The 12,042-nt window shown below is 68.7% G+C and carries 13 protein-coding genes; 3 read left to right on the forward strand and 10 right to left on the reverse strand.

All coding sequences use genetic code 11. The annotated features are described in order from the left end of the window. Positions 1 to 149 precede the first annotated feature (149 nt). The 3 genes from ACW9UR_RS21895 (at position 150) to der (ending at position 3,668) form a co-directional block, all read left to right on the forward strand. Entirely contained in the window at positions 150 to 830 is a 681-nt protein-coding gene (locus tag ACW9UR_RS21895; protein WP_458919200.1) for a tetratricopeptide repeat protein, read from the forward strand. Next, a complete protein-coding gene (locus tag ACW9UR_RS21900; protein WP_458919201.1) occupies positions 823 to 2,154 on the forward strand; it encodes a PQQ-binding-like beta-propeller repeat protein in 1,332 nt (443 codons plus the stop codon). Before ACW9UR_RS21895 ends, ACW9UR_RS21900 begins: the two co-directional genes overlap by 8 nt. 62 nt (positions 2,155 to 2,216) lie before the next feature. Further along, on the forward strand, positions 2,217 to 3,668 hold the full coding sequence (gene der / locus ACW9UR_RS21905) for a ribosome biogenesis GTPase Der (protein WP_458919202.1): 1,452 nt from the start codon (positions 2,217 to 2,219) through the stop codon (positions 3,666 to 3,668). 88 nt (positions 3,669 to 3,756) lie between these two features. Here the strand turns inward: der and ACW9UR_RS21910 are convergent, their stop codons facing one another. The 10 genes from ACW9UR_RS21910 to alr all read right to left on the reverse strand — a co-directional run bounded on the left by ACW9UR_RS21910 (position 3,757) and on the right by alr (position 11,988). Continuing rightward, entirely contained in the window at positions 3,757 to 4,407 is a 651-nt protein-coding gene (locus tag ACW9UR_RS21910) for an SDR family NAD(P)-dependent oxidoreductase (RefSeq protein WP_458919203.1), read from the reverse strand. A gap of 7 nt (positions 4,408 to 4,414) precedes the next feature. After that, entirely contained in the window at positions 4,415 to 4,975 is a 561-nt protein-coding gene (locus tag ACW9UR_RS21915; RefSeq protein WP_458919204.1) for a DUF2199 domain-containing protein, read from the reverse strand. After that, positions 4,972 to 6,441, reverse strand: a complete 1,470-nt coding sequence (gene purF, locus ACW9UR_RS21920; RefSeq protein ID WP_458919205.1) for an amidophosphoribosyltransferase — start codon at positions 6,439 to 6,441, stop codon at positions 4,972 to 4,974. Before purF ends, ACW9UR_RS21915 begins: the two co-directional genes overlap by 4 nt. A 72-nt stretch (positions 6,442 to 6,513) precedes the next feature. Further along, positions 6,514 to 7,152, reverse strand: a complete 639-nt coding sequence (locus ACW9UR_RS21925; protein ID WP_458919206.1) for a CvpA family protein — start codon at positions 7,150 to 7,152, stop codon at positions 6,514 to 6,516. A 24-nt stretch (positions 7,153 to 7,176) separates the two neighbouring features. Continuing rightward, the gene (radA, locus tag ACW9UR_RS21930; RefSeq protein ID WP_458919207.1) at positions 7,177 to 8,535 is read right to left on the reverse strand and encodes a DNA repair protein RadA; all 1,359 of its coding nucleotides are present in this window, start codon (positions 8,533 to 8,535) and stop codon (positions 7,177 to 7,179) included. Between the two features lie 9 nt (positions 8,536 to 8,544). After that, on the reverse strand, positions 8,545 to 8,862 hold the full coding sequence (locus tag ACW9UR_RS21935) for a hypothetical protein (protein WP_458919208.1): 318 nt from the start codon (positions 8,860 to 8,862) through the stop codon (positions 8,545 to 8,547). Next, on the reverse strand, positions 8,838 to 9,380 hold the full coding sequence (locus ACW9UR_RS21940) for a paraquat-inducible protein A (protein WP_458919209.1): 543 nt from the start codon (positions 9,378 to 9,380) through the stop codon (positions 8,838 to 8,840). Before ACW9UR_RS21940 ends, ACW9UR_RS21935 begins: the two co-directional genes overlap by 25 nt. A 4-nt stretch (positions 9,381 to 9,384) precedes the next feature. Beyond that, complete coding sequence (locus tag ACW9UR_RS21945) at positions 9,385 to 10,140, reverse strand: ABC transporter ATP-binding protein (protein ID WP_458919210.1); 756 nt, start codon at positions 10,138 to 10,140, stop codon at positions 9,385 to 9,387. Beyond that, entirely contained in the window at positions 10,137 to 10,931 is a 795-nt protein-coding gene (locus ACW9UR_RS21950) for an MlaE family ABC transporter permease (RefSeq protein ID WP_458919211.1), read from the reverse strand. Before ACW9UR_RS21950 ends, ACW9UR_RS21945 begins: the two co-directional genes overlap by 4 nt. A gap of 19 nt (positions 10,932 to 10,950) precedes the next feature. Continuing rightward, a complete protein-coding gene (alr, locus tag ACW9UR_RS21955; protein WP_458919212.1) occupies positions 10,951 to 11,988 on the reverse strand; it encodes an alanine racemase in 1,038 nt (345 codons plus the stop codon). Between the last annotated feature and the right edge of the window lie 54 nt (positions 11,989 to 12,042).

The raw sequence follows: 12,042 nt of genomic DNA on the forward strand, positions 1-12,042 counted from the left end.
TCGTTCATTGCCGACAGCGCGCCGTCTATGTAAGTCCTATTTACTTTTCTTTCAATCAGCCAGTATGCCACATCCCGCCCGGGGTTTCGCCTTGGCATTGTTCGCGCGCCCTGTTTAATGTCGCGGCCCAGCCTAACGGAGGTTTTTTCGTGTCGGATTCTGATTCCTTTCTCGACGAGGTGACCGAAGAGGTACGCCGCGACAAGATGATCGGATTTCTGCGCCGCAACGCGATCTGGATCGCGGCGGGGCTGGTGGTCATCGTCGGGGGCGCGTCGGTATGGGAATGGCAGCGCGCCAGCGCCCGGGCCGAGGCCGAGGCGCGGGGTGCCGCGCTCTGGGCCGCGCTCGAGGCCGAAGGGTCCGAGGCGCAAATGGCTGCTCTGGACGGGGTTTCGCTGCCCGGTGACGACGGGGCCGCGCTTCTGGCGCTGCACAAGGCTGCCTCGGCGACCGGGGCGGGCGACCGCGAGGCCGCCGTGGCTTCGCTGCGCGAGATTGCTGGCAGTGCATCGGTTTCCCAGGCGCTGCGCGATGTCGCGCGGCTGAAGCTGGTGGCCGTCGGCCAGGGGCTCGTCGACGCCGAAGAGCGCCTCGACATCCTTCAGCAGCTCACCGCCGAAGGTCACACGCTGCGCGGCCTGGCGCTGGAACAGCGGGCCTTGATTCGGCTGGAACAGGGCGATACGCCGGGGGCAATCGAGGATTTCCGCCTTGTGGGCGAGGATCCGCGCGCCGGTGCCTCGGTGCGCGACCGCGCCCAGCGGCTGGTGACCGTGCTCGGCGGCACTGATGCCCCTGGCGGCGAAGAGGTGAGCGAAGATGGCTGACGTCCTGACCCGGGGCCCACGTGGCCTGCGGCGCACGGTGACGCTCGCGGCGCTTGCGGCCGTGACGCTGCTGGCCGCCTGTTCGCAGGAGGAATACGTCCTTCCCGGCGAACGCGAGTCGATCCGCCCGCCCGAGAACACCGTCGATATCGAAGGCACGCCCCCGGCGATCAGCCTGCCGGCCAGCCGCGCGAACGCCAACTGGACGCACCTGAACGGCGCGGCGGACCACCAGGCGCCCGCCGCGGCGCTGGCGGCGAACCCGCAGCTGCGCTGGGCGGTGAACATTGGCGAAGGGTCGGCCAAACGCGTCCGGATTTCGGCCGCGCCGGTTGTCGCAAACGGCGTCATCTACGCGATGGACGCGGCGTCGGTGGTCTCGGCGGTCTCGACCTCGGGCCAGCTACTCTGGCAGAGCCCTGTCGCAGCCCCAGGTGAACGTGCGACCGAAGGTTTCGGCGGTGGTCTTGCGGTTGGAAACGGCGCCGTGCTGGTGACCACCGGCTACGGCGAAGTCCTGCGCCTCGACCCCGCGTCGGGCGGCATCGTCTGGCGCACCCGCCTCGCGGGACCGGTGGCTGCCGCGCCGACTCTGGCGGACGGTAAAGTCATGGTCGTCGCTCGCGGCGACCTGGCCTACGGGATCAATCTCGGAACCGGCGCGATCGACTGGGAACTGCGGGGTCTGGGCGAGGGTGCCGGCCTCTTCGGCGGGGGAAGTCCTGCCGTGCGCGGCCCGGTCGTGGTTATCCCCTTCGTGACCGGCGAGGTGCGCGCCGCGCTGGTGCGCAACGGCCTGACCGTCTGGTCGGCGGCGATCACCGGCGGCCGCCGGGGCGAATCCCGCTCGCTGATCCGCGACATCTCGGGCGATCCGGTCATAGATTTCGACGTGGTCTACGTCGCCAACCAGGCGGGCCGCCTGGTCGCGCTCGACCGCCGCAACGGCGAGCGGATCTGGACCCAGCAGGACGGCTCCTACGGGCCGGCGCTGCCGGTCGGCGGCTCGGTCTTCCTGGTCTGCGACAAGGCCGAGGTGATGCGCGTCGCGGCCTCGGACGGCCGGGTGCTGTGGCGCCAGCCGATGCCGGAATGGTACGACCCGTCGAAGCGTCGACAGGCAGTGACCTATTACGGGCCGCTGCTGGCGGGCGGGCGGCTGATCGTCGTATCGGGCGACGGACAGCTGCGCAGCTTCGATCCGCGGACCGGACGGCCGCTTGGCGCGATCCCGCTGCCGGGCGGCGCTGCAGCGCAACCGGCCATCGCGGGCGGCGTGCTCTATGTGGTGACCTCGGACGGGCAGCTGGTCGCGCTCGGCTGAGGCTTCCCCTCGGGGCCGAACGAGTGTAAGGCCCTGCGTCTGCTATCGAGGGAGTCCCGCCAATGGGTCTGAAAGTCGCGATCGTCGGTCGGCCCAACGTGGGCAAGTCGACGCTGTTCAACCGGCTGGTCGGCAAGCGCTTGGCGCTGGTTGATGACCAGCCGGGTGTGACGCGCGACCTGCGCGAGGGTGCGGCGCGTCTGGCCGACCTGCGCTTCACCGTGATCGACACCGCCGGGCTCGAGGACGCTACGGACGACAGCCTCCAGGGCCGTATGCGCAAGCTGACCGAGCGGGCGATGGGCATGGCCGACGTGTGCCTGTTCCTCGTCGATGCCCGCGCCGGTGTCACCGCGCTCGACGAAGTACTGGCCGACATGCTGCGCCGCGAGGGGGCCGAGGTGATCCTGGTCGCCAACAAGGCCGAGGGGCAGGCGGGTTCGGGCGGAACCTGGGATGCGTTCGGCCTGGGCCTGGGCGAGCCGGTGGCACTGTCCGCCGAGCATGGCGAGGGGATGCAGGACCTCTACAACCGCCTGCGCCCGATGGCCGATGCCGCCGACGAGGCCGCACAAGCGCCGCAGGCCGAGGCTGAGACGGATATCGACCTCGACGAGGATGACGAGGGCGAGGAAGTGCGCCGGCCCGGACCGCGTCCCGGCAAGCCGATCCAGATCGCCGTGGTGGGCCGCCCGAACGCGGGCAAGTCCACGCTGATCAACCGGATTCTGGGCGAAGACCGTCTGCTGACCGGCCCCGAGGCCGGGATCACCCGCGACTCGATCTCGGTCGACATCGACTGGAACGGCCAGCCGATGCGGGTGTTCGACACCGCCGGTATGCGCAAGAAGGCCCGGGTTCAGGAGAAGCTCGAGAAGCTCTCGGTCGCCGACGGTCTGCGCGCGGTCAAGTTCGCCGAGGTCGTGGTGCTGGTCGTGGACGTGACCTCGCCCTTCGACCAGCAGGACCTGCGCATCGCGGATCTTGCCGAGCGGGAGGGCCGCGCGGTCGTGGTCGCGGTCAACAAATGGGACCTGGAGACGGACAAGTCGAACAAGGCGCGGGAATTGCGTGAGGCCTTCGGGCGGCTGCTGCCGCAGCTGTCAGGCGCGCCGCTGGTGCTGGTCTCGGGGCTGACCGGGCAGGGCATGGACAAGCTGCAGGATGCGATCCTGTCGGCCTACAAGGTCTGGAACGTGCGGATCCCGACAGCGAAGCTAAACACATGGCTGGCCGGTGAGGTCTCGGCGCATCCACCTCCGGCGCCGGGCGGGCGGCGGATCAAGCTGCGCTACATGACCCAGGCCAAGACCCGGCCGCCGGGGTTCGTGGTCTTTGCCTCGATCCCCGAGGCGGTGCCCGCGGCCTACAAGCGCTTTCTGGTCAACGGCTTGCGGCGGGACTTCGACCTGCCGGGCACGCCGATTCGGCTGCACCTGCGCGGCGGTGAGAACCCCTATGAGGGGAAGAAACCGCGCAAGAAGACCAAGCTCGACAAGCACAAGAAGAAATGAGCCAGCGGAGGCGCTGACGCGCCATCGCTTCTCTCCCCACCGCCGGCTTGCGCCGTCGGCGGGGCCCGTTTGGCGTGCGTGTCCGGTGTCAAATCAGTGCGAGCAGGCGTTCGGCCTGGTCGGCGGGCGCGGACAGGGCCTCGCGGTTCTCGCCGGGGAAGAAGCGGGCGCGCAGGCCGGTCGGCATCGGCTCGGGCTGGAAGAGTGTGACCTTCGGCCCGATCTTTTCGCATTCCTTTTGCCAGCTTTGCGCCAGCGCGTTCGCCGCCGCCTTGCTGGCGCCATAGGCGCCGAAATAGGGCTGCCCGGCGCGCTCGTCGGTGATGAAGATCGCATGGCCATCAGGCGACGCACGCAGCAGCGGCGCGGTCATCACGATCAGCTTGTGGGTCGCGCGGGCGTTCACCGCCATGCAGCGGTCGAAGTCCTTTTCCGAGGCATGATCGACGGCGCTGAGCGGGGCCGCGTGTGCCGCGCAGTGCACCAGCAGGTCCAGCCGGCCCCAGCGGTCGTGGATCGCGCGGCACATGCGCGCCAGCCCGCCGTCATCCGTCACGTCGAGCGGCACAAGCGTGCTGCTGCCGTCGGTCTTGTCGATGGCGTCCGCCAGTTCCTCGAGCGCGCCGGTGGTCCGGGCGAGCGCGATGACATGTGCGCCGCGGCGGGCGAGGCCGAGCGCGGTGGCGTGGCCGAGGCCGCGCGTCGCGCCGGTGACGAGGGCGATGGTCTGGTCTGTCATGGGCGTTTCAGTGGGGATCCGTCAGGTGAGGTCTGAGGTCGTGTCCGGCGGCGGCGTAGATGTCCAGCAGCCGGTCGAAGGTGATGCCGTCCCGTTGCGCCTCGGCCAGCGGATGGTCCGAGGAGGCGTGGACCTGGAGATGTGGGCGTTCGCCGGGTGTGCCCGGCAGGAGATTGCAAGGCAGGGGCGTGTCCGTGTCCCAGCCGGGCAGGCGGTTGGCGAGCCAGGCGAAGCAGCCCTCGAAACCATTGCCGGTCAAAGCGGGCGCGAAACTGTCGGGGTGCACGCTGGCCCAGGGGCCGTAGGCGAAGGTCTCGCCCGCGCCGACGATCGGCAGGATCAGGACGGCGCGGACGAAGCGGCTGTCGCCCAACTCGCAGCCGTCGGCGGTCAGGCGATCCCCGCCCACGGCAAGCACCTCGCGCTCGCCGCGCAGGCCGTGGGGCCAGGCGGCCGGGTTGCCGAAACCGATGTCCATCGGGCCGCCGAAGCCCTGGCCACAGCAGGCGCAGGTATAGCTGGCGTCGGTGAACCGTCGCCAGCGTGGATCCTGCGCGAGGTCGGTCATGCGCTGCGTTTCAGCTGGAAGCCCCGGTCGATCATGTCTGCCGGGCTGACCGGATAGTCGCCCGAGAAGCAGGCGTCGCAATACTGCGGCTTGGCGTTATCGCGCCCGTCCTTCTCGCCGGCGGCACGGTAGAGCCCATCGAGCGAGACGAAGCGCAGACTGTCGACGCCCAAGTGGCGGCGCATCTGCTCTTCGGTCATGGTGGAGGCGAGTAGCTTTTCCTTCTCGGGTGTGTCGACACCGTAGAAGCAGGGCCACTGGGTCGGCGGGCTGGCGATGCGGAAGTGTACTTCCTTGGCACCGGCATCGAGGATCATTTCCTTGATCTTGCGGCTGGTGGTGCCGCGCACGACCGAATCGTCGACCAGCACGATGCGCTTGCCCTTGATGAGCGCGCGGTTGACGTTCAGCTTCAGCCGGACGCCCATGTTGCGGATATGCTCGGCCGGTTCGATGAAGGTGCGCCCGACATACTGGTTGCGAATGATCCCCATCGCGTAGGGGATGCCCGATTCCTGGCTGTAGCCGATCGCGGCGGGCGTGCCGCTGTCGGGAACCGGGCAGACGAGGTCGGCCTCGACCGGGGCCTCGCGCGCCAGTTCGACGCCGATGCGGCGGCGGGTTTCATAGACCGACTTGCCGCCGATCACGCTGTCCGGACGCGAGAAATAGACGTGCTCGAAGACGCAGAACCGGGGGCGCTGGCGCTCGAACGGGAAAAAGCTCTCGACGCCGTCGGCAGTGATCAGGACCATCTCGCCCGGCTCGACCTCGCGGAGGAACTCGGCGCCGATGATGTCGAAGGCGCAGGTCTCTGAAGCCAACACATAGCCCTCGCCCACACGGCCCAGCATCAGCGGGCGCACGCCCAGCGGGTCACGGACGCCGATCAGCTTTGAGCGGGTCATTGCGACGATCGAAAATGCGCCCTCGACCCGGCGCAGCGCGTCCTTGATCCGCTCGGGAATGTTGCGCTGGATCGAGCGCGCCATCAGGTGGATGATGCATTCTGTGTCGCTGGAGGACTGGAAGATCGAGCCGCGCTCGATCAGTTCGCGCTTGAGCGCCTCGGCATTTGTAATGTTGCCGTTGTGCGCGATGGCGCAGCCGCCCATGGCGAACTCGGCGAACAGGGGCTGCACGTCGCGGATCTGCGTCTGGCCCTTGGAGCCGGAGGTCGAATAGCGCACATGGCCTATGCCGAGGGTGCCCGGAAGCGACTCCATCAGCGAGGCGTTGGTGAAGTTGTCGCGCACGTAGCCGAATCGCCGGGCCGAGGCGAAACCGACCTCGGGGGCGTAGGTGACGATGCCGCCTGCCTCCTGCCCGCGATGCTGGAGGGCGTGTAGCCCCAGCGCCACGAACTGGGCGGCGTCGGCGACGCCGAGCACACCGAAGATGCCGCATTCCTCATGCAGCTTGTCGTCGTCGAAAGGATGACCGGGGAACCGGGCGTTATCGGGCATGTCCACTCCGCAAAACGCTGTCGGGCGCCCGTATAGGCGCCCGACACGGAATTGTCACGGGGTCTCGGGGAATTATTGCCCGGCCGCGTCGCTTTCGGTCGCTTCACCCTCGGCAGGTGCCGCTTCGGCAGGCGTTTCTGCCTCTTCGATGGGCTCGCCGCCGCAGGGACGGGTCAGTTCGGCGTAGCGGCCTGCGATCCAGGCGGGGGCGTCCTCGGGCAGCTGCTCGGCCAGGTCGGCCTGGGCCTGGCCCAGGATTTCCACGGTGCGGCTGTCCTCGACCATCGGAATGCCTTCGCCCTCGGCCACCAGCTGGTCGTAGACGATGAGGGCCACGATCACGAGCAGGGCACCGCGCGCGATCCCGAAGAGAAAGCCGAGCCCCTGGTCCAGCGGGCCGAGCGCGGAATTCTGCACGGCACCCGAGATCAGCGGGGTAAAGATCGAGACGATGATGAGCGCGCCGACGAAGACGATGCCGAAGGCGGCGATCATCCCGAGTTCGCAGTTCGCGCCGATCACGTCGCTGACGACGGGGATCTCGGCCATCAACGGCTCGACATCCGGAGCGAAGACGAACGCGGCGACTGCGGCCACGACCCATCCGACGATCGACAGCACTTCGCGTATGAAACCGCGCGAATAGGCGAGCAGGGCCGAGACGGCCAGCACAAACAGCACGCCGCCGTCTACGAGCGTAAATCCTTCCATCCGACGTCCTCTCAGCGGGTGTTTTCAGGCCTCTATGGCACCAAAGACGCTTTCGATAAAGCCCCTAAGGCTTTCCGATTGCTGTATCTTCAACGGTGTGGCTTCCAGGAACTTCAGCCCCGAGGGGGTGAAGGCCTGGGCGAATCCCAGCTTGTGCGCCTCGCGCAGGCGTGCATCGGCCTGCGAAACCGGGCGCAGGCCGCCGGAGAGGCTGATCTCTCCGAAGACCGCCGCATCGGACGGCAGGGCCTTGTCCTCGCGGGCCGAGACAAGGGCTGCCGCGACGGCAAGGTCGGCCGCGGGCTCGCTGATGCGCAGGCCGCCGGCAACGTTCAGGTAGACGTCGTAGCCGCCGAAGCTGAGCCCGCAGCGGGCTTCGAGTACGGCGAGGATCATCGACAGGCGTGCGCCGTCCCAGCCCACGACCGACCGGCGCGGGGTGGCTAGCGGCGAGGCCGCCACAAGGGCCTGGATCTCGACCAGGACAGGGCGGGTGCCCTCTATCCCTGCGAAGACCACTGCGCCGGGGGTCCGGGTCTCGCGGTCCGAGAGGAACAGCTCGGACGGGTTGGCGACTTCCGAGAGGCCGCGGCCGGTCATCTCGAAGACGCCGATCTCGTCCGCCGGGCCGAAGCGGTTCTTCACCGCGCGCAGGATGCGGAACTGGTGGCCGCGCTCGCCCTCGAAATAGAGCACGGTGTCGACCATGTGCTCGACCACGCGGGGGCCGGCGATCTGGCCGTCCTTGGTGACATGGCCGACGAGTACCACGCTGACATCCCGGCGCTTGGCGAAACTGGTCAGGTCATGTGCAGCCGCCCGCACCTGTGAAACCGAGCCGGGGGCCGAGCCGATCTGGTCGGACCACATGGTCTGGATCGAATCGATGATCGCAAGCGTGGGCCGGGTCTTGTCGAGGGTCGCGATGATGTCGCGCAGATTGGTCTCGGAGGCCAGTTGCAGAGGCGCGTCCGACAGGCCGAGGCGGCTGGCGCGCATCCGGACCTGTGCGGCGGCCTCTTCGCCGGTGATGTAGACGACCTGCGCGCCGCGCTGCGCGAAATCCGCCGCCGCCTGCAACAACAGGGTCGACTTGCCGATCCCGGGGTCGCCACCGACAAGGATTGCGGAGGCCGGGACGAGGCCGCCGCCAAGCACGCGGTTCAGTTCTCCGATCCCCGAGGGCAGGCGCTCGAGCGGTTTGTCCTCGGCGCTGAGCGGGCCGAGTGCGACCGCGCGGCCGCCGGCGGTGGCGCGGGGGCCGGTCTCCAGCGGCTCGTCCTCGGAGATCGTGTTCCACTCGCCGCAATTGTCGCAGCGTCCGGCCCATTTCTGGTGCCGCGCTCCGCAGTTCGAACAGACGAAACGGGGGGTCTTTGCCATTGCGCCGGTCTAGCCGCCGAAGGGGATGCGGGCAAGCAGAGCCGCGCCGAAGAGGATGTGGAAGACCGGCAGCAGCCGGTTCCAGCCGCGCTCGAAGACCAGCGCGGCGAGGGCGGCGAGGATCAGTGCGGCGCCGGTGACCTGCGCCAGCGTCCAGAGCGAGGCCGACAGGCACGCCATAGCCAGCACGGTCAGCAGCCCGGCAGCGACATGCGCCTTGCGCAGCCGGCCGGGCTGCCGGTAGGCCTGAACCGCCGAGAACAGGGTCGCGGCGAAGATGCCGGCGCCGCCGAGAATGCCGATCAGGAGTTCGACGATCTGGTCCATGAGCCCCTCTTGGTCAGGTAGGTGACGGCCATCGAGGCCAGCACGCAGGCGGTGAAGAGCCAGAGGCCCCAGGCGGTCTCGACCCGGCCCACGCCGACGCCCTTGGCGATGACGATGTAGACCGCGATCAGGAAGACATCCGCCATGGCGAGTTTCGAGAGGATCTCGAGCAGCCAGTAGGCACGGGGCTTAAGCGCATTGAAGTGGATCAGCGCAAGCCAGATCGTCTTGAGGATCGGCGCGAGCATGGCGAAAAGGGCGACGAGCATGGCGAGCGCCCGGTCCTTGCCCCAAAGCGCCTGCACGCCTGTCAGTACCGAGATTTCGTCGAGATTGAAGAAGGGCAGCAGCCCCGCGCGGGCGAGGGGCGCGATCCAGGCGACGGGGAAAAGGACCAGCAGTGCTAGGTTGATCCACGGCAACACGCCGGGGCCGCGTCCGCCGGGGGCATCGAGCCCCCGCCGCCCGCCGGGCGCTGAGGCGCCCGGTGCGGCGGTTTGCGCGTCCCGGGCCGGCATCTTCCTAGCGCACCGCCTCGATCGGGCCTTCGGCGCTGCCGGTGATGAACTGCGTCAGGTAGGGATCGCCCGAGCTTTCCATCTGCCCGACCGGGCCGGTCCAGCGCACCTTGCCGGCGTGGAGCATCGCGACCTTGTCGGCGATCGCGCGAACGGAGGTCATGTCGTGGGTGATGGTGACGGCGGTCGCGCCCATCTCGACCACGATCTCGCGGATCAGCTCGTTGATGACGCCGGACATGATCGGATCGAGGCCCGTCGTCGGCTCGTCGAAAAAGATGATCTCGGGCTCGGCGGCGATCGCGCGGGCGAGGCCGACGCGTTTCTGCATGCCGCCGGACAGCTCTGCCGGGTAGAGGTCCGCCACGTCCGGGTTCAGCCCGACGCGGCGCAGTTTCTCGATCGCGACCTCGCGGGCCTCGGCGCGCTTCATCTTGTGTTTGCCGCGGATCAGGCGGAAGGCGACGTTCTGCCAGACCGTAAGACTATCGAAGAGGGCGCCGCCCTGGAACAGCATCCCGAAGCGCGCCAGGAACGCGTCACGGTCCCGCCCCGCTGGCGTGCCGTCGATCAGGATTTCGCCCCTGTCGGGCTGCACCAGTCCCAGCACGCACTTGATCGTCACCGACTTGCCCGTGCCAGAGCCGCCGATGATCACCATGCTCTCGCCCGGCGCGACGTCCAGCGTCACCCCGCGCAGCACTTCCTTGGAACCGAACGCCTTGTGGACGTCCTGGAGCGAGATCTTGGGAGTCGTCATGCGGAGAAGAACACCTCGGTCAGGACGTAATTGGCGGCGAGGATCAGGATCGAGGCGGTGACCACGGCGTTGGTCGTCGCCTGGCCCACGCCCTGCGCGCCGCGCCCGGAATTGTAGCCGTGATAGCAGCCCATCAGCGCCACGATGAAGCCGAAGGCGGCGGCCTTCACCAGGCCCGAGAGCACGTCCCAGGTCTCGAGGAAGTCCATCGTCACCTTGATGTAGTTCGCCCCCGAGAAGTCGAGCCGTGTCACGCCGACCGCGTAGCCGCCTAGGATGCCGATGATGTCGCCGACCAGCACAAGCATCGGCACGGTCAGCGTCGCGGCGACCACGCGCGGCACCACCAGGTACTTGATCGGGTTGGTGGAGAGCGTCGTCAGCGCGTCGATCTGCTCGGTCACGCGCATGGTGCCGAGCTCTGCCGCGATCGAGGCCGAAACCCGGCCCGCGACCATCAAACCGCCCAGCACCGGGCCGAGTTCGCGCACGATGCCGATGGCGACGATCGAGGGCACCACCGACTCGGCGCTGAACCGCGCGCCGCCGGCGTAGATCTGTAGCGCCAGCGCGCCGCCGGTGAAGAGAGTCGTCAGGCCGACCACGGGCAGCGAGAAATACCCGATGCGCAGCATCTGGATGCCCAGCTCGCGCAGGTAGATCGGCGGACGCACCACATGGCTCAGCACCAGCGCCAGGAAGATCACGATCCGGCCCATGGACCGGCAAAGCTCGATGACCGAGCGGCCGATCGAGGCCAGGAAATCGTCGATGATGCCGATCACGGCCATGTATTTGCCTTCCGCCTGTTCACGCCGCGCCCTTGTAGACGCGATCGAAGCGGGGGCCAAGGCTGGTAAGCACCTCGTAACCGATGGTTCCCGCGACCTCGGCCACGGCGTCGATGCCCTGGTGCCGACCCAGCAGTTGCAAGCTCTCCGGCACTTTGTCGAGATGCGTCACGTCCACTGTCACCAGGTCCATCGAGATCCGGCCCAGACCGGGGCAGGGCACGTCGTCCGCCCAGTAGTTCACCCCGCGCCCAAGCGCTCGGTGCAGCCCGTCGGCATAGCCCGCGGCCAGCGTCGCCACCCGGGTTTCGGCATCGGCGACATGGGCCGCGCCGTAGCCGACGCTCTCTCCCGCTTTGACGGTGCGGACCTGGATCACCGGCAGATCCAGCGTCACGACTGGGCGCGCGCCCGCGAAGGGCAGCCCGCCATAAAGCCCGACGCCGGGCCGGGTCAGGTCGAAGTGATAGGCCGCGCCCATCACCGTCCCGCCCGTCGCTGCCAGCGAGCGCGGGACGGCGCCGAGCCCCTCGGTCATGCGCCGGAATGTCTCGAGCTGCGCCGTGTTCTGCGGATGCTCGGGCGTGTCGGCACAGGCCAGGTGGCTGGTCACCAGCCGCAGGTCCAGCCCGGAAAGGTCAAGCGCCGCCAGATCCTCGGGCTCCAGCCCCAGCCGGTTCATGCCGCTGTCGAGCTGCAGCCCGCACGGCGTGCCCGCCAGCAGTTCGCGGAAGGCGGCGGCCTGTTCCAAAGAGTTCAGCAGCGGCCAGGCATCGGCTCCGCGCAGCACCTCGGCCTGACCGGGCATCAGCCCGCCGAAGACCCAGATCTCGGGGCCGGGACCCAGCGCACGGCGCAGCGCGGCGGCCTCCTGCGGGAGGGCGACGAAGAAGTTGCGCGCGCCCGCCTCGGCCAGCGCCGGGGCGACGCGGGCGACACCCAGCCCGTAGGCATCGGCCTTGACCACGGCGCCGGTCCGTCCCGAGGACAGCGCGTCCAGCGCCCGCCAGTTGGCCACAATGGCGGAAAGGTCGATGGTGAGTGTTCCTGCGGGCACCGGCGGCTCCGTCTCGTCTTTTCGGTCTTGCTGCTCGCGGGCAGTGTGCGAGTT

It is taken from the genome of Halovulum sp. GXIMD14794 (assembly GCF_054457455.1).

Coding starts and splice junctions, on each gene's coding strand:
- radA (WP_458919207.1), bottom strand. CDS start 8,535: ATGGCAAAGACCCCCCGTTTCGTCTGTTCGAACTGCGGAGCGCGGCAC.
- ACW9UR_RS21925 (WP_458919206.1), bottom strand. CDS start 7,152: ATGGAAGGATTTACGCTCGTAGACGGCGGCGTGCTGTTTGTGCTGGCC.
- purF (WP_458919205.1), bottom strand. CDS start 6,441: ATGCCCGATAACGCCCGGTTCCCCGGTCATCCTTTCGACGACGACAAG.
- der (WP_458919202.1), top strand. CDS start 2,217: ATGGGTCTGAAAGTCGCGATCGTCGGTCGGCCCAACGTGGGCAAGTCG.
- ACW9UR_RS21950 (WP_458919211.1), bottom strand. CDS start 10,931: ATGGCCGTGATCGGCATCATCGACGATTTCCTGGCCTCGATCGGCCGC.
- ACW9UR_RS21910 (WP_458919203.1), bottom strand. CDS start 4,407: ATGACAGACCAGACCATCGCCCTCGTCACCGGCGCGACGCGCGGCCTC.
- ACW9UR_RS21945 (WP_458919210.1), bottom strand. CDS start 10,140: ATGACGACTCCCAAGATCTCGCTCCAGGACGTCCACAAGGCGTTCGGT.
- ACW9UR_RS21940 (WP_458919209.1), bottom strand. CDS start 9,380: ATGCCGGCCCGGGACGCGCAAACCGCCGCACCGGGCGCCTCAGCGCCC.
- ACW9UR_RS21935 (WP_458919208.1), bottom strand. CDS start 8,862: ATGGACCAGATCGTCGAACTCCTGATCGGCATTCTCGGCGGCGCCGGC.
- ACW9UR_RS21915 (WP_458919204.1), bottom strand. CDS start 4,975: ATGACCGACCTCGCGCAGGATCCACGCTGGCGACGGTTCACCGACGCC.
- ACW9UR_RS21900 (WP_458919201.1), top strand. CDS start 823: ATGGCTGACGTCCTGACCCGGGGCCCACGTGGCCTGCGGCGCACGGTG.